A 16,710-nucleotide genomic window follows, 5' to 3' on the forward strand; every position below is an offset into this window, starting at 1 on the left:
GGGCCGGATCACATGATCCTGCCCCGTCGTCTTTCAGCGCACCGGCCGCGGTCTGGCCACGCGCGCCGCGAAGGTCGGCAGCACCAGCAGGGTCAGCGCGGTCGCCGTGATCAGGCCACCGATCACCACCGTCGCCAGCGGTTTCTGCACCTCCGCACCGGAGCCACTGGCGATCGCCATCGGGATGAAGCCGACAATCGCCACCAGTGCCGTGGTCAGCACCGCGCGGATCCGGCTGGCGGCACCGTTGATTGCCGCCTGCAGGGGCAGGTCACCGGCATCGAGCCGCTCGCGGATGGCCTGCATCAACACCAGGCCGTTCAGCGTGGCCACGCCGGACACGGCGATGAAGCCGACCGCCGCCGATACCGAGAAGGGCATGCCACGCAGCAGCAGGGCGAGAATGCCGCCGACCAGCGCCAGCGGCACGCAGCTGAACACCAGCACGGCTTCCTTGCCACTGCGCAGGGCCATGAACAGCAGGCTGCCGATCAGCAGGAACACGACCGGTACCACCGTTGCCAGGCGCTTTTCCGCGCGCTGCAGGTTCTCAAACTGGCCACCCCAGGTGAGATAGGCGCCCGGCGGCAGCGCCACGTCGGCCACCGCTGCCTGCGCTTCGCCGACGAAGCCGCCCAGGTCGCGGCCGCGCACATTGGCCTGCACCACCACCCGGCGGCTGCCATTGTTGCGGCTGATCTGGTTCGGTCCCTCGCTGACCGTGATGCGGGCCACCGAGGACAGCGGAATGACCAGCCCGGCCGGTGTGGCGATCGGCAGCGATGACAGCTGGTCCGGATCGTTGCGCGCGGCATCGTCCAGCCGCACCACCACGTCGAAGCGTCGGTCGCCCTCGAAGATCTTGCCTGCCGCCGTGCCACCGATGCCGGTGGCCAGTGCATCGCTTACGTCCGCAGCGGTCAGCCCGTACTGCGCGGCGGCGACATGGTCGATCTTCACGTTCAGGGTCGGCAGGCCGGAAATCTGCTCCACCCGCACGTCAGCCGCACCGTCCACCGCACGCAGCTTCAACGCGACCTGGTCGGCCACCTTCTGCAGCTGGCTGAAGTCATCGCCGAAGATCATCACCGCCAGGTCGGTGCGCACGCCGGAGATCAGCTCGTTGAAGCGCAGCTCGATCGGCTGGCTGAACTCGAAGCTGTTGCCCAGCTGCTGCCCGGCCAGCGCCTCGAAGCGCGCCACCAGCGCCTCCTTGTCCAGCGTCGGATCGGGCCACTCCTTGCGCGGCTTCAGCACGATCACGCTGTCGGAGATGTTGGTCGGCATCGGGTCGATCGCGGCTTCAGCGGTACCGGTGCGCGAAAACACGGTTTCCACTTCCGGTTGCCCGGCAATCGCCTTTTCCAGCGCCAGCTGCATCGCCAGCGACTGCTCCAGCGAGGTCGACGGTACGCGCAGCGCCTGCATCGCCACGTTGCCCTCATCCAGCGTCGGCATGAATTCGCGGCCCAGCAGCGAGAACGAACCGATGCCCACCACCACCATCATCACCGCGCCGGCCAGCACCGAGCGCGGGTGGTCCACCGCCTTGCGGATCACCGGTTCGATGCGTGCGCGCAGCACGCGGATCAGGCGTGTTTCGTGTTCGCCGTCATCGGCGTGCGCCCCGCTTTCCTTCAGCTTCGGCTCGCGCACCAGCAGCGCAGCCATGGCCGGCACGAAGGTGAAGGAGAACAGGAAGGCACCCACCAGAGCCAGCATGAACGTGGCGGCCATCGGATGAAACGTTTTTCCTTCCACGCCTTCCAGGGTCAGGATCGGCGCAAACACCAGCAGGATGATCAACTGGCCGAACGCCGCTGGACGCGCCATCTTCCGCGCCGACTCCGCCGCCACGCGCAGACGTTCCATCGCGGTCAGCGCACGGCCCAGTTCGGCGCGGCGCTGGCCCAGCATCAGCAGCGTCGACTCGATCACGATCACTGCACCGTCCACCAGGATGCCGAAATCCAGCGCACCCAGGCTCATCAGATTGCCGCTGATGCCGAAGCGGTTCATGCCGATCACGGCGAACAGGAACGACAGCGGAATCACCAGCGCGGTGATGGTTGCCGCGCGCAGGTTGCCCAGCAGCAGGAACAGCACCACCACCACCAGCAGCGCACCTTCGGTGAGGTTCTTTGCCACGGTTCTGATGGTGGAGTTCACCAGCACGCTGCGGTCCAGCACCGGCACGGCCACGATGTCGGCCGGCAACGACCTGTTGACCTGCTCCAGGCGCGCCGCTGCCGCCTGCGCGACGGTGCGGCTGTTGCCACCGGCGATCATCAGGGCGGTACCGAGCACGGCCTCGTGACCATTGCGGCTGGCCGCGCCCAGGCGCGGTGCACGGCTGAGATCGACATCGGCCACGTCGGCCACGCGCACCACCACGCCGTTGCGGGTCGCAACGGGGGCCTGCGCCAGATCATCAGTGGTCAGTGCCAGGCCGTCCGCACGTACCACCAGGCCTTCGCCGGCACGCTGCACGAAACCGGCACCCGCCTGCACGTTGGCGCGCTGCAGTGCCGTGACCAGGTCGGCCAGGCCCAGGCCATGCGCAGCCAGCCTGGCAGTGTCCGGGTGCACGCCGTACTCCTTCACGTACCCGCCGACCGTATCGACGCCGGCCAATCCCGGGCTGGAGCGCATCTGCGGCGCGATGATCCAGTCCTGCACCGTACGCAGGTAGGTGGCGCGTTCTTCCGGCGTGCGCAGCAGGCTGCCCTCCGGCGTCCGGTAGACCTCGCCGGCCTGCCAGCCCGCATCCCCCGGTCTGGCCAGCCGGGCGGGATCGAACGGGGTGAAGTCCACCGTCCACATCAGCACCTCGCCCAGGCCGGTGGTGACCGGCGACAGCAGCGGCGACGCGCCATCGGGCAGATCTTCCGCCGCTTCACGCATGCGCTCGGCCACCTGCTGGCGGGCGAAGTAGATGTCGGTCGCGTCGGTGAAGATCGCGGTGACCTGGGAGAAGCCGTTGCGCGACAGCGAACGGGTGGTGGTCAGGCCGGGAATGCCGGCCAGCGCGGTTTCCAGCGGGTAGGTCACCTGCCGCTCGATCTGTTCCGGTGTCAGCGCAGGTGCCACCGTGTTGATCTGCACCTGGCGGTTGGTGATGTCCGGCACGGCGTCGATCGGCAGCTTGCCCAGCTGGAACAGGCCCCAGGCCGCGATCAGCGCCGCCAGGAACACCACCAGCCAGCGGAAGCGCACCGCTGATTCAATGATGAGCTTGAACATGGTCGCCTCCTCAGTGGCCGTGCTCGGCTTCGCCCTTGGCCAGTTCGGCCTTGAGCAGGAAGGCATTGGTGCCGACGATGCGCTCGTTGCCGCTCAGTCCACCGAGGATCTCGATGCGATCACCGGCACGACGGCCGGCGAGCACCGGCTGTGCCTTGAAACCGCCTTCCACGGCGACGAACACGGCGCTGCTGCCGTCGACGTTCTGCACGGCATCGGCTGGCACGCTCAGTGCACCGTCCCGGCCTTCGGTGACCACCCTGGCCGACACCGGCGAACCGGCCGGCGGCAAGGCCGCCTCCACCGGCGTCGCGCGGATGACCGCCACGCCGCCCTGCTGGCGCACGTCGGCCGCAGAGCCGGTGACCGTGGCGGTGAAGCTGCCGCCCGGCACCGTGACGTCCAGCGTCATGCCCGGGGTGACCTGCGCGGCCAGCGCAGGCGGTGCGGTGAACACCAGTTCGTTCATCGCCGGATCGGCGACATCGGCCACCGCGCTGCCTGCGGCGACCACGCCGCCTGGAGTGACCTGGACGTTGCCGACGATGCCGGTCACCGGGCTGGTGATGCGCACGCGGCCACTGGCATCGGGCGCACCGTTGGCCGCGGCCTGCGCCTGTGCGGCAGTCGCCTGCGCCTGTGCGGCCAGCGAACGGGCGCGCGATGCTTCCAGCTCCTGGCGGGCGACCACGCCCTGTTCGACCAGCGCCTTGTCGCGGCCGTAGGCCAGGCGTGCCGCCTCGGCTTCGGCCGATGCGGCCAGAGCGTTGGCGCGGAACACGGCGGCTTCGCCGCTGACCACGATCGCCAAGGCCTGGTTCTGCTTCACCGCTGTACCTGGTGCCACCAGCACGCGTTCGACGCGACCGCTCACGGTGGACGCCACCGAGGCACGTGCGCCCACCGATGGTTCGACACGGCCCGACAGGCGGGTGGAGCCGCCACCACCGCGTCCGACGGCCACCACTTCGATACCGGACGCCTTGATCTGTTCCGGCGTCAGCTGCACCACGCCTTCGTCGGCGTCGGCCGGTGCCTTGGTCGCCTCGGCCTTGGCGTCCGGGCTGTCAGCTGCGTGGCCGTGGCCGTCATCGCTGCCGGCTTTGGCTGCAGTGGCATCGGCTGTTTCCGGTGTCTGTGCGTTGCCGGCGCAGCCGGCGAGGAGAACGGCCAGCACGACGCCGCCAAGCAGGGGAAAGGAACGGGACAGTGTCATGGGGCCTCCATAAAGGGTGCGCGCCCCTCGAGGCGGGCAAGATCGATTTCAGCGGCGACGCGCGACAGGCGTGCATCCACCGCGGTGCCGCGGGCGGCAATGAGCGCGCTGCGCGTGCTGCGCAGTTCCAGCTGCGAGATGCGTCCGGCATCGAAGCCGACGCGGGCCAGCCGATAGGCTTCCTCGGCCGCCACCACGCTTTCATCGGCGGCGCGGGTGCGGCTGCTGGCGGCCTTCAGCCCGGCAATGGCCGACAGCCGTCCGGCCTCGCTGTCGCGGCGTTGCTGGTCCAGGCGGGCTTCGGCCGCGCGCTGGTCGGCACTGGCGGCACGGATGCCGCCCCGGTTGCGGTCGAACAACGGCACGGTCAGGCTGACGCCGAGCGTGTAAGCGCGTTCGCCGCCTTCGCGGAAGCGGGTCTGTCCGGCGGTCAGGCTCAGGTCGGGCAGCGCCCGTTTGCGCTCGACGTCCACCAGCCGGCCGGCCGCATCGGCTTCGGCTTCGGCGATACGCACCGCGAGTGCGGCATCGGTGGCGCCGCGTGGCAGCGGAGGTGCGCGGTCGAGCAGGCTGCTGTCGATCGACTGCACCGGCGAATCCAGCAGCGCGGCGCCGGCCAGGCGCGCCAGCGCGGCGTCGCGGAAGGCCTGCGCCTCGTCCAGCGCGGCGCTGGCATTGGCCACCTCGCTCTGCGCCTGCACCGCACGCAGTTGCGGTTCACGCCCTTGCCTGACCATGGCATTGACGGCCTTGGCATCGTCGCGGGTCAGGGCCAGCGCCTCTTCGGCCAGGGTGTAGCGGCGCAATGCGCTCTCTGCCTGTGCGTAGGCCGCGGCCAGCTGGCCGGCAACATCACTGCGGCTTTGCGCGCCACGCAGATTGGCGGCCTGGGCCTCGGCACGGGCGGCACGTACGCGCGCGCCGCGCTGGCCCCAGACCTCCAGCGGCTGGGACAGGCTGAGCACACTGTCGGCCTTGCCCATGCCGCCGTAGGAGCCGGTGCCCCACGCGTTCTCGGCCGACCAGGAAAGGGAAGGATTGGGCAGCGCACGGGCCTGGTCGGCGCGGGCGTCGGCAGCCTCGGCCAGCGCCGAGCCCACACGGGCGCCGGGCAGCTGGTCCAGTCGTTCAAGCAGGGTGTCGTAGGAAGGAGCAGCTTGCGCCATCACCGATGCCGCCGGGGCCAGGCCCAGCAACACGGCGACGACCAGCCCGGCCGCACGCGGCGACCGTGGTGTCAGGATCGACATAGGGGGATTCCGGTTGTGAGTGAAACGGGAGCCCGCAGCAGCGGGACGCGCTCAGCTCACGCCCGGGGGGGACGCGTCAGTTCATCCTGGGCGACGGCGTAGGCCGTCGCATCGCCGGCCGTCATCCAGCGCGCCGGCAGCGGCGCATCGAAGGCGGCGAAGGTGTTCGCCGGCAGGCTGGAGGTGGAATGGTGGCAGTGGTTATGCGTGCAGGCACCGGTGTGCTTGCTGTCACTGTCGCCTGCGGTGTCATCGGCCGCCGACTCCACATGTGCCACGCTGGCATGCGGTTCCACCGCGCACGCCAGCGCGTCGGCCACCGGCACGACCACGAATGCCGCCATCAGCAGCATCAGCAGGTACGAGCGTAGGTGGCGGGCGATCCGGCGCATGGAGGGGAGGCTAGCAAGCGGTTTTCGCCGGATACAATATCAATGGCCACTTCGGGAATTCGTCGGAATCTCCCGTTCAGCTGGGGGGGATTGCGCTTTTCCACCCCCCGCCCCGCATCGAGTCCCGTCACCGAGGCAGGAAGATGAACGCACGCATTGCCACCGCAGGCCTGGTGCTGCTTCTGGCCAGCCCGGCCGCCCGCGCAGCCGACGACGTCTATGTGGAATTCCTGTGGTCGCCGACGCCGGCCGATGCACTGGCGCGCTCGCAGACACAGCTGTTCATTGCCGATGGACAGCATGACCATCGTATCTGCGTGGCCGCCGATCTCGACGACACCGACGTGGGTGGGCTGCAGATCGAGATCCGCGATGCCAAGGGTGGACGGGTCTCGCGCACGGCCCATGAGGATTACCGTGGCCGCAAGAAATGCTACGAGGCCAATCTGGGCACTGCCGGTGCCGCAGGGATGTGGACCGTCGACGCCGTGCTGGGCGATGGGCGCCGTGGCAGTGCGCAGATCCGCGTGGACCACCGGCTCGAAACGTCGCCCCTGTACCTGCGGCACGACCAGCCGTACGTGGCTGGGCGGCCGAACTACGACGCGTCCATTCCGCCGGCCGAGTGGGTGGGCACGCTGGTCTGGGCGATGGATGTGGATGCGGAGGGCAATGTGACCCACGTTGAGGTAGAGCATGCCGAGGGCGTGGGTGAGCGCCTGCGCGAGCGTGCGCTTGCGGCAGGCTGGTTGAGCCGGTTCGGCCCCGACCCGGCCCGCCAGGCGAAGCCGTTGCGCTGGCGCCGCACGCTGCAGTTCGCATCCGAGTAGCCCTGGCAGCCGGTGCGGGCCGGCGGCGTTCCGCTCACGGCAGTTTCGCGATCACCTTGATCTCGAACTGGAAGCCGTACAGCCAGGTCACGCCGATACCGGTCAGGGTGGGGTGGGGCGCCTCTCCCCAGTACTCGGGCACGATCGCCCAGGCCTTCTCGAAGTTCTTCTCCGGATCGACCAGGAACACGGTCACGTCGATCACGTCATCGAACGTGCAGTCTGCGGCGGCCAGCACCGCATTGAGATTGTCGAAGGCGCGACGGACCTGCGCCTCGAAGTCCGGTTCGGGCGAGCCATCCTCGCGGCTGCCGACCTGCCCGGAGACGAACAGGAAGCCATTGGAGCGGATCGCCGGAGAGTAGCGGTTGCGGTCATACAGGGCCTGGCGGCCAACGGGGAAAACGACATCGCGGTGTGACATGGGAAGGGCCTGATGGGAAGAACCGCCATCCTGCTCGCGATTGTTGTCTGGATATACCGCGATGATCGGACTAGATTGATCGCACAACCCAAACAATCGGATCGCCGATGGACCGCTTCGAGGCCATGCGCGCCTTTGCCCGTGTGGTGGAGACCGGCAGCTTCACCCGTGCCGCGACGACCCTGCAGATCAGTCGCACCACGGTGACCCAGCTGGTGCAGCAGCTGGAAGCGCACCTGCGTCTGCGCCTGCTCAACCGCACCACGCGGCGGGTCAGCGTCACCGCCGATGGTGCGGCCTACTACCCCCGCATTGCCCGCCTGCTGGCCGAGCTGGAAGAGGTCGAGGGTGGCCTGGGCGATGCCGCCGTGCAGCCGCGCGGCCGCCTGCGCATCGACGTGCCCGGGCCCTATGCGCGGCTGCGGCTGGTGCCGGCACTGCCGGACTTCCAGGCGCGCTACCCCGAGATCCAGCTGGACATCGGCGTCAGCGACCGCGAGGTCGACGTCATCGCCGACAACGTCGACTGCGTGATCCGTGGCGGCACCCCGGCCGACCCGGCCCTGGTGGCACGGCCGCTGGGCGAGCTGCCGATCGGCTTCCACGCCAGCCCGGACTACGTGCAGCGCTTTGGTCTGCCGGAGCATCCGCGCGCGCTGGAGGGACCGCAGCACCACATGGTCGGGCTGCTCAGCCCACGCAGCGGGCGGGCGCGGGTCTTCGCCGCGCGGCGCGGCGATGAGACCGTCCAGGTGCAGGGCCGCCATACGGTCGGCTTCGATGACGGCAATGCCTACCTCGCCGCCGGCCTGGCCGGGCTGGGCGTGGTCGCCCTGCCCAGCTACATGGCCGAGCCGCACGTGGCACGCGGTGAACTGCTGCCGCTGCTGCAGGCCTGGCAGCTGCCGTCGATGCCGATGCACATCATGTTTGCGCCGAACCGGCACATGAGCCAGCGCCTGCGGGTATTCATCGACTGGGTGGTGGAAGCGCTGGGGTGATGGACCCGCAGGGCCGAGCCCACGCCCGGCCGCTCCTGTGGGTAACTTGCGCAAGGCCTTGATTGCATGCATAATGCGCGGCTCGCTGTGTCCGGTTTCGTGCCGGGCGGCGCCCCCGGGAGCACGTCCCCGGCCGCCCAACGCCAGCGTAACCCTTTGATTCTCTTGACGTGTGGTGGGCAACCACCGAGGCCGCCGTCTCCCGGGCTACGGGCTGACAACAACTACTATCGAGGTGCGCAATGTCCCGCGTATGCCAGGTTTCCGGCAAGCGAGTGCAGACGGGTAACAACGTCTCGCACGCCAACAACAAGACCCGTCGTCGTTTCCTGCCGAATCTGCACGAGCGCCGTTTCTGGGTGGCCAGCGAGAACCGCTGGGTCAAGCTTCGTGTTTCCGCGCATGCACTGCGCACCATCGACAAGAACGGCATCGATTCCGTTCTGGCTGAGCTGCGTGCGCGCGGCGAAAAGGTCTGAGGAGTAAAGCATCATGGCAGGCAAGCGCGATAAGGTCCGTATGATTTCCTCGGCCGGTACCGGCCACTTCTACACCACGGACAAGAACAAGAAGAACACCCCGGGGAAGATGGAATTCCTGAAGTACGATCCGGTCGTGCGCAAGCACGTCCTGTACAAGGAAGGCAAGATCAAGTAATCCGCACGGATTGCTGGTCCCCGCGAAGAAACCCGCCCTTGTGGCGGGTTTTTTCTTGCCTGTCGTCTGGTCTGGTGGGTGTCGACCCTTGGCCGGCACGGCCGTACTCCTTGCGCAGGCTGTCGCCTATGGCGCAGTGCGCGGAATCATGGGCCGAATGCGATAAGTGATTGTTCCTACCGGTTCCGGCAGTTCGCGCGGTTCAAATCGATTGGAACGACGGGCCCTGCCGCGCCCATGATGGCAAGCCGCTGCGGTTGCAGTGGCCGGGCTTGCAATCCCGTGAAGTCAATCATGAGTAGACTCGCCCGCCGTCGCCGGAGATCCCTCCGGCGACGGTTGGTGACCTATCCGCCTCTATGGCGGACGGTGCGTGGGGGCCTCGCGCCCGCCGGTTCGTTTGCTCATTGATTGCTTCCCGGTATTGCAACCACGCATCGTCCGCCACCTTCACCGGTGGCCAGATCCGTTGAAGGAGGCTGCATGAACACCCCATCACACCGGCAGGACCTGGAACTGGGCTGGCTGCGCCTGCAGCGCATGCTGGAAGGCATCGAAGGCATGGCGCTGCTGCTGTGCGACCACCATCTGGCGCTGAGCAAGGGTATCTCCTCGCCGCTGCCGGATGCACAGCTGGAGCGGGCGGCGCAGGCCATTGCCTGCATGGCGCTCAACGGCCGCCGCCACGCCGAATCGGTGCGCCAGCTGAGCGAGGTGCCGGTGCGGCATTGAAGCCCGCCCTCTCTTGTAGAGCCGAGCCCGTGCCCGGCTGCGCTGAGGCAGTCGAGCAAGCTCGACTCTACACACCCTGCTGGGCAGAATGGCCCATCACCTGCCGACGGACGACGCGATGCTGGTTGAGTGGTTGCTGGGATCGTATCTGCTGCTGATCGACTGGCTGATCCGGCTGGTCGCGCTGTGCTGGATTCCGACCCGCACCACGCCGGGCGCGGCCCGCAGCTGGCTGCTGCTGGTCGGTTTCGTGCCGCTGCTGGGCCTGCCGCTGTATCTGCTGTTCGGCCACCCGTGGCTGTCGCGCGAGCGCATCCGCCGCCAGGCCGAGGCCTCGCAGGTCATCCGCGAAGAGCAGGCGCTGCAGCGCCGCCTGCGCTGGAAGCCGGAACCGGATACGGCCAGTGCGGAAATCGTGCCGCTGGTGCAGCGCCAGGGCGATTTCATGCCGGTGCACGGCAACGCCGTCGATCTGCTCACCGATTACGACGAATCGCTGCACACGCTCATCGCCGACATCGACCAGGCCGAAGACCGCGTGCACCTGCTGTACTACCTGATGTTCGACGATTCGGTGGGCGAGGCCATCGTCGAGGCGCTGCAGCGTGCCGCCGCCCGCGGCGTGCAGTGCAGGGTGCTGCTGGACGCGGTGGGCGCCAAGCGCGGCCTGCGCGCCTACCGCAAGCGCCTGCAGGCGCGCGATATCGAAGTGCGGGCGATGCTGCCCGGCGGGCTGCGCTGGCGCCGCAGCGGCCGCATGGACCTGCGCAACCATCGCAAGATTGCGGTGATCGACAACGAAGTGGGCTACATCGGTTCGCAGAACCTGGCACGGCCGGAGTTCGTGCCAGGCCATCCCAACCGCGAGCTGGTGGCGCGTGTGCGCGGCCCGGCGGTGGCACACCTGGAAGCCGTGTTCGCCAGCGACTGGTACATCGAGACCGGCCAGCGCCTGGACGTCATTGCCGACGTACCCGAGTGCAGCGACGATGTTGCCACCCAGCTGCTGCCCAGCGGGCCGGCCTATCCGTACAGCAACGCGCGTGATGCCGTCGCCGCACTGATCCATCTGGCCCGCCGGCGGCTGGTGATGGTCACCCCGTACTTCGTGCCGGACGAAGCGACCCTGAGCGCGCTGCGCATCGCCGCGCTGTCCGGGGTGCAGGTGCAGCTGATCCTGTCGGCCAGCAACAACCAGCGGCTGACCGCCTGGGCGCAGGAGGCCTACTACGACGAGCTGCTGCGCTGTGGCGTGCGCATTGCCCTGTACGAGCCGCAGTTCCTGCACGCCAAGCACATGAGCGTGGATGAAGACATCGCGGTGCTCGGCTCGATCAACATGGATATCCGCTCGTTCGCGCTGAATGCCGAGATCGGTCTGGTCTGCTACGACCGCGTGCTGGTGACGCAGCTGTGTGCCATTGAAGACGATTACCTGCGCCAGTCGCGCCAGCTCGATCTGCAGCAGTGGCGCAAGCGTCCTGCCTGGCGCCGCAGCCGCGAAGGCATCGCACGCCTGGCCGACGCGTTGATGTGAACCGGCGCGCCGGAAATCGAGCGGATTCGATCATTGCGCACGCGGCGGCACTCCGGCCCGTCATGGCCGATGGCCTACAATCGGCACATGACTGATTCACCGTGTAATGGCGAACTGGACCTGGCGATCATCGGTGGTGGTGCGGCCGGGGTGCTGGTGGCGATCCAGGTGCTGCGCCAGGCCCGGTCGCCACTGGCGCTGGCCATCTTCGAACCCGCCTCGCAGCTGGCCCAGGGCATCGCCTATGCCACGCCGTGGCCGGAGCACCTGCTGAATGTGCCGGCGGCGAAAATGAGTGCGTTCGCCGAGCAGCCGGCTGACTTCCTCGATTACCTGATGGCCGTCAACGCCTACCCGGGCGAGACGCGCGAGGTGCTGGGCGAGCGTTATGTCGGCCGCCATCATTTCGCCGCGTACCTGCAGCAGCGTCTGCAGGAGGCGGTTGCGGCCAGCCCGGCGCAGCTGCAGGTGATCGCGCAGCCGGTGCGGGGCCTCACCCCGGATGACTCCGGTTACCGCCTGCAGCTGGGCGATGGCCACATATGGCATGCCGCGCAGGGGGTGCTCGCCACCGGCAACAGCATGCGTCCGCTGCCGGTGGCCGGTGCCGATGGACTGCCTGCCGACACCGTGGTCGAAGCCTGGGACTACGACGGCGTGCGCGCGTTGGCAGGCGCGCACGCGCTGGCCATCGTCGGTTCCGGTCTGAGCATGGCTGATACGGTGCTGGCGCTGGTCGCGGCCGGTCACACCGGCCCGCTGCATGTGATTTCCCGTCACGGCCTGCTGCCGCTGCCGCACGCGCACGCGGGCCTGCCTGATTTCGACCCTGCCCCCCTGCTGCCGATGACGCTGCGCCAGCGCCTGCGCACGCTGCGCCGGCAGGTGCGCCGGGCCGAGGCGGATGGCCTGCCCTGGCAGGGCGTGATGGACCGCCTCCGTCCGCATGGACAGGCGCTGTGGTGCAGCCTCGACGAGGCCGACCAGCGGCGGTTCCTGCGCCATGTGGTGCGCTACTGGGATGTACATCGCCATCGCATCGCCGAAGAGGTCGATGCACAGTTGCGCGCATTGCAGGCCAGCGGTCAGCTGCGCGTGCATCGCGCACGCCTGGATCGGGTCTGGCGTGAGGGCGATGCGCTGCAGCTGTCGGGCCACGATGCGGCCGGACACCCGCAGCAGTGGACGATCGGGGGTGTGATCAACGCCACCGGTGTGGAGACCCGCGCCACCGCGTTGCGCAATCCGTTGCTGCAGCAGCTTCAGGCCGATGGCCTGGCCCGTCCCGGGCCGCATGGGCTGGGCCTGGACAGCACGGTGCCCGGCGACCGCGTGCGCAGCGCCGGCGGCCAGCCGCAGGCGCGGCTGGGCGTACTTGGCAGCCTGCGCATCGGCAGCCTGTGGGAAAGCCTGGCGGTGCCTGAACTGCGCCAGCAGGCGCAGGCACTGGCCACCCAGGTGGTCGCAGGAGCCGCGACGGCGATGCCGTAAAATGGGGGCATGGATGTCTCCCACCTGCTTGATGGCCTGAACCCGGCCCAGCGCGAAGCCGTCTCCGCTCCCCCCGGCCACCACCTGGTGCTGGCCGGTGCCGGTTCCGGCAAGACCCGCGTACTTACCCACCGCATCGCCTGGCTGCATGAAGTCGAAGGCGTGCCGACCCATGGCATCTTCGCGGTGACCTTCACCAACAAGGCCGCCGGCGAGATGCGCCACCGCATCGACGCACAGCTGCCGCATGGCAGCCGTGGCATGTGGATCGGTACCTTCCACGGCCTGGCCAACCGCCTGCTGCGCCTGCACTGGCAGGACGCGAAGCTGCCCGAAGGTTTCCAGGTGATGGATTCGGACGACCAGCTGCGGCTGGTCAAGCGTGTGGTGCAGGCGCTGGAGATCGACGACGGCAAGCATCCGCCCAAGCAGATCGCGTGGTGGATCAACGAACAGAAGGATGAAGGCCGCCGCCCGCAGCACATCCAGCCCGAGCCGCACGATGCGTGGCTGGAAACCATGCGCCAGGCCTACATCGAGTACCAGGCGCGCTGCGACCGTGCCGGCCTGGTCGACTTCGCCGAACTGCTGCTGCGCGCGCATGAGCTGCTGCGTGACAATCCCGGCCTGCTGGCGCACTACCGCGCCCGCTTCCGCGAGATCCTGGTGGACGAGTTCCAGGACACCAATGCCATCCAGTACGCCTTCGTGCGCGTGCTGGCCGGGGAGTCCGGCCATGTGTTCGTGGTCGGCGACGACGACCAGGCCATCTACGGCTGGCGCGGTGCCAAGGTGGAGAACGTGCAGGGCTTCCTGCGTGATTTCCCGGGCGCGCAGACCATCCGCCTGGAACAGAACTACCGCTCCACGGCCAACATCCTCGGTGCTGCCAACGCGGTGATCGCGCACAACCCCGATCGCATCGGCAAGCAGCTGTGGACCGACAGCGGTGACGGCGAGCCGATCGACCTGTACGCGGCGTACAACGAGATGGACGAGGCCCGCTACATCGTCGAACGTGCCCGCCAGTGGGTGCGCGATGGTGGCAGCTACACCGAAGTGGCCGTGCTCTACCGCAGCAATGCCCAGTCGCGCGCGCTGGAAGAAGCTCTGCTGAGCGAGCAGGTGCCGTACCGCGTGTACGGCGGCATGCGCTTCTTCGAACGCGCCGAGATCAAGGACGCGCTGGCCTACCTGCGCCTGCTCTCCAACCGCAATGACGATGCCGCCTTCGAGCGCGCGGTGAACACGCCGACCCGCGGCATCGGTGAACGCACTCTCGACGAAGTGCGGCGCGAAGCACGAGCGCAGGGCATTTCGCTGTGGGAAGCCACCATGCTGGTCACCCAGGGCAATGCGCTGGCCGCGCGTGCGCGCAACGCACTGGCGGGATTCCTGGTGCTGGTCAACGAACTGCAGGCGCAGACCCGGGACATGACCCTGGCCGAGCGCGTGGACCACGTGCTCTCGCGCTCGCAGCTGCGTGAGCACTGGAGCAAGGAAAGCCGCAATTCGCTCGACTCCGAATCGCGCACCGACAACCTCGACGAACTGGTCTCGGTCGCCTCGCGCTTCGTGCGGCGGGCCGATGACATCGAGGAAGTGGGCGAGGACATGGACGAGCTGGTGGCGTTCCTGGCCTACGCTGCGCTGGAGGCCGGCGAGGGCCAGGCGCAGGCCGGCGAGGACGGCGTGCAGCTGATGACCCTGCATTCGGCGAAGGGCCTGGAATTCCCCCTGGTGTTCCTGGCCGGCATGGAGGATGGCCTGTTCCCGAGCGCGCGTTCGCTGGAAGAAAGCGGCCGGCTGGAGGAAGAGCGGCGCCTGGCGTATGTGGGCATCACCCGGGCGCGGCAGAAGCTGGTGCTGTGCTACGCCGAATCACGCCGCATCCATGGCCAGGACAACTACAGCCTGCCTTCGCGATTCCTGCGTGAGATTCCACGCGGTCTGCTGCATGAAGTGCGGCCGAAGGTGCAGGTCTCGCGTCCCGCGTCGCTGGGCAGCAGCCGGGTGATGGGGCATGCCGCCATCGAGCTGCCGCCGATCAAGCTCGGCGCGCTGGTCAGCCATCCCAAGTTCGGCGAAGGCATGGTGACCGATTACGAAGGCAACGGCGCCCACGCCCGCGTGCAGGTCGAGTTCGCCGACGCCGGCAGCAAGTGGCTGGTGATGGCCTACGCCAACCTGACGGTGATCTGATTCCCGTCGAGGGGTCGCTGGGATACCTGTAGAGCCGAGCCCATGCTCGGCTGCTTCTGGTGGGAAAAGCAGCCGAGCATGGGCTCGGCTCTACAATAGGCGGCATCTCTTCCAGGAATGCCCCCATGACCGAGCCCACGCTGCATGTCACCGTGACCTTGAACGCCAGGCTGCAGCCTGAGCATCGCCACGAGCTGTTCGAGGATCCGCTGGACGCGCTGCTGCAGGCCGCCGAAGTGGGCGAAATCACCGGCGGCGGGACCGCCCTCTCCGATGACGGCGAGGTCGAGTACGGCGACATCGAGGTGGCGCTTCATGACGCGGCAGGTGTGCCGAAGTTGATCGATCTGCTGGAGCAGCTGGGCGCGCCGAAGGGGTCGAAGGTGCAGGGCGCCGGGGACGGCGACCGCGGTTTCGGCGTCACCGAAGGGCTGGGCATCTATCTGGATGGCCAGAACCTGCCGGACGAGGTCTACGAACAATGCGATTCCAACCATGTGTTCGAACAGCTGTCCGAACGCATCGATGGCCTGGGTGAGATCTGCAGCTGGTGGCAGGGCCCGACCGAGACCGCGCTGTACATGTACGGCCAGTCGTTCGAGGCGATGCGTGATGCGATCGCCGGGTTCGTGGCCAGCTACCCGCTGTGCCAGAACGCACGCGTGGTGCAGATCGCCTGAGAGGGCCACCTGTAGAGCCGAGCCCACGCTCGGCTCATCCATCCGGAGCCGAGCATGGGCTCGGCTCTACAGGCGCCGGATTGATCCTGCTCAAAGCGCCACGTGCACATCGGGTGTGCAATGGTGGCGTTCCCATCCGGCGGATTGCCACGGAGCCCCACCATGTACACGCGCATCCTGATCGCCACCGACGGGTCCGAGCTGGCCGACAAGGGCCTGGCCAAGGGCCTGGAGCTGGCCAAGGACCTCAACGCCGAGGTCGATATCGTCACCGTTTCCGAGCCGTGGGCCGTCGGCATGTACGACGCCATGGGCTGGAGCGTGGGCTACATGAACAGCCCCGAGTACAAGGCCGACCGCGAGGAAGGCGCGCAGAAGGTGCTGCAGCCGGCGCTGGCCAAGGCCGCCGAACAGGGCATTACCGCCAACCCGGTGCACGTACTGGACCGCTACGCGGCCGACGGCATCATCGAGACCGCTGCCGAGCGCAACAGCGACCTGATCGTGATGACCTCGCATGGCCGTCGTGGCGTGACCCGCGTGCTGCTGGGCAGCCAGACCGCCGAGGTGCTGGCACGCAGCACGCTTCCGGTGCTGGTCATCCGCTGAGGCACGTGTTCCCGGGGAGGGGACAACGACGCCGGCCGCAGGATGCGCGCCGGCGTCATCTTTTGTGCAGCCGGGCTCGCTGGGGTCGGATCCTGCGGAAAGGGATCCGACCCCTGTCACATCACCAGCTGTAGAGCTTCCAGTACACCGGCGAGACGCCGTCCTTGTCGGTGTCCATGCGGCCATCGCCGTTCTTGTCGTACATGTAGAACGGGGCACCCCGCGACGGCGTCACCTTGACCATGCGCAGCTGCCCGGCCACGCGGTACTCCTCGATGGTGTCGCCGTTGCTCATGGTGCGGCTGGAGACCTCGGCGCCCTTGACGTCGACCGGGGGCGCCCCGGCGCCACCCATGCTGGCGCAGCCGGCAAGCAGGAGCAGGGAGGCCAGCATCAGAGTCTTCATGGGCGGTGGTCCTTTGCCTGGAAAGAGATTCGATTATGCC

16 protein-coding genes are annotated in these 16,710 nt (G+C 68.2%); 10 read left to right on the forward strand and 6 right to left on the reverse strand.

Going from position 1 to position 16,710, the window contains the following annotated elements; genetic code table 11:
- Positions 1-33 precede the first annotated feature (33 nt).
- From IMX13_RS15800 to IMX13_RS15815, 4 genes are read right to left on the reverse strand one after another with little or no spacing between them, the layout of a single operon-like run.
- Positions 34-3,243, reverse strand: a complete 3,210-nt coding sequence (locus IMX13_RS15800) for a CusA/CzcA family heavy metal efflux RND transporter (RefSeq protein ID WP_193396715.1) — start codon at positions 3,241-3,243, stop codon at positions 34-36.
- Between the two features lie 10 nt (positions 3,244-3,253).
- Entirely contained in the window at positions 3,254-4,459 is a 1,206-nt protein-coding gene (locus IMX13_RS15805; protein WP_111187182.1) for an efflux RND transporter periplasmic adaptor subunit, read from the reverse strand.
- Entirely contained in the window at positions 4,456-5,709 is a 1,254-nt protein-coding gene (locus IMX13_RS15810) for a TolC family protein (protein ID WP_053517721.1), read from the reverse strand. Before IMX13_RS15810 ends, IMX13_RS15805 begins: the two co-directional genes overlap by 4 nt.
- 56 nt (positions 5,710-5,765) lie before the next feature.
- A complete protein-coding gene (locus IMX13_RS15815) occupies positions 5,766-6,101 on the reverse strand; it encodes a hypothetical protein (protein WP_053517722.1) in 336 nt (111 codons plus the stop codon).
- Positions 6,102-6,244: 143 nt separating this feature from the next.
- Here IMX13_RS15815 and IMX13_RS18935 point away from each other — a divergent pair, with 143 nt between their 5' ends.
- The gene (locus tag IMX13_RS18935) at positions 6,245-6,931 is read left to right on the forward strand and encodes a hypothetical protein (RefSeq protein ID WP_227255474.1); all 687 of its coding nucleotides are present in this window, start codon (positions 6,245-6,247) and stop codon (positions 6,929-6,931) included.
- A gap of 34 nt (positions 6,932-6,965) precedes the next feature.
- Here IMX13_RS18935 and IMX13_RS15825 read toward each other — a convergent pair whose 3' ends face one another.
- Positions 6,966-7,355, reverse strand: coding sequence for a RidA family protein (locus IMX13_RS15825; protein WP_065181415.1), 390 nt, complete (start codon positions 7,353-7,355; stop codon positions 6,966-6,968).
- A 107-nt stretch (positions 7,356-7,462) separates the two neighbouring features.
- Between IMX13_RS15825 and IMX13_RS15830 the strand changes: the two genes are divergently transcribed.
- From IMX13_RS15830 to IMX13_RS15870, 9 genes are all read left to right on the forward strand, one after another.
- Positions 7,463-8,356 carry a LysR family transcriptional regulator gene (locus IMX13_RS15830; RefSeq protein ID WP_053517725.1) on the forward strand — a complete coding sequence of 298 codons (894 nt, stop codon included), beginning with the start codon at positions 7,463-7,465 and terminating at the stop codon, positions 8,354-8,356.
- A gap of 242 nt (positions 8,357-8,598) precedes the next feature.
- Complete coding sequence (gene rpmB / locus IMX13_RS15835) at positions 8,599-8,835, forward strand: 50S ribosomal protein L28 (RefSeq protein ID WP_005411638.1); 237 nt, start codon at positions 8,599-8,601, stop codon at positions 8,833-8,835.
- Positions 8,836-8,845: 10 nt separating this feature from the next.
- Positions 8,846-9,013 carry a 50S ribosomal protein L33 gene (rpmG, locus tag IMX13_RS15840; RefSeq protein WP_169411268.1) on the forward strand — a complete coding sequence of 56 codons (168 nt, stop codon included), beginning with the start codon at positions 8,846-8,848 and terminating at the stop codon, positions 9,011-9,013.
- 483 nt (positions 9,014-9,496) lie between these two features.
- A complete protein-coding gene (locus IMX13_RS15845; protein ID WP_128987629.1) occupies positions 9,497-9,745 on the forward strand; it encodes a hypothetical protein in 249 nt (82 codons plus the stop codon).
- A 118-nt stretch (positions 9,746-9,863) separates the two neighbouring features.
- Positions 9,864-11,282 carry a cardiolipin synthase gene (gene cls / locus IMX13_RS15850; RefSeq protein ID WP_053519935.1) on the forward strand — a complete coding sequence of 473 codons (1,419 nt, stop codon included), beginning with the start codon at positions 9,864-9,866 and terminating at the stop codon, positions 11,280-11,282.
- Positions 11,283-11,351: 69 nt separating this feature from the next.
- The gene (locus IMX13_RS15855; RefSeq protein ID WP_193396716.1) at positions 11,352-12,773 is read left to right on the forward strand and encodes an FAD/NAD(P)-binding protein; all 1,422 of its coding nucleotides are present in this window, start codon (positions 11,352-11,354) and stop codon (positions 12,771-12,773) included.
- A 9-nt stretch (positions 12,774-12,782) separates the two neighbouring features.
- Entirely contained in the window at positions 12,783-14,975 is a 2,193-nt protein-coding gene (gene uvrD / locus IMX13_RS15860; protein WP_053519932.1) for a DNA helicase II, read from the forward strand.
- A 125-nt stretch (positions 14,976-15,100) separates the two neighbouring features.
- Complete coding sequence (locus IMX13_RS15865; protein ID WP_049433087.1) at positions 15,101-15,655, forward strand: hypothetical protein; 555 nt, start codon at positions 15,101-15,103, stop codon at positions 15,653-15,655.
- A gap of 162 nt (positions 15,656-15,817) precedes the next feature.
- Positions 15,818-16,264, forward strand: coding sequence for a universal stress protein (locus IMX13_RS15870; protein WP_053519931.1), 447 nt, complete (start codon positions 15,818-15,820; stop codon positions 16,262-16,264).
- A 121-nt stretch (positions 16,265-16,385) separates the two neighbouring features.
- On the opposite strand, the gene IMX13_RS15875 is transcribed toward IMX13_RS15870, so the two are convergent.
- On the reverse strand, positions 16,386-16,670 hold the full coding sequence (locus IMX13_RS15875; RefSeq protein ID WP_053519930.1) for a DUF2782 domain-containing protein: 285 nt from the start codon (positions 16,668-16,670) through the stop codon (positions 16,386-16,388).
- Between the last annotated feature and the right edge of the window lie 40 nt (positions 16,671-16,710).

It is taken from the genome of Stenotrophomonas sp. B2, assembly GCF_014947095.1.
Lineage (GTDB): Bacteria > Pseudomonadota > Gammaproteobacteria > Xanthomonadales > Xanthomonadaceae > Stenotrophomonas > Stenotrophomonas maltophilia_P.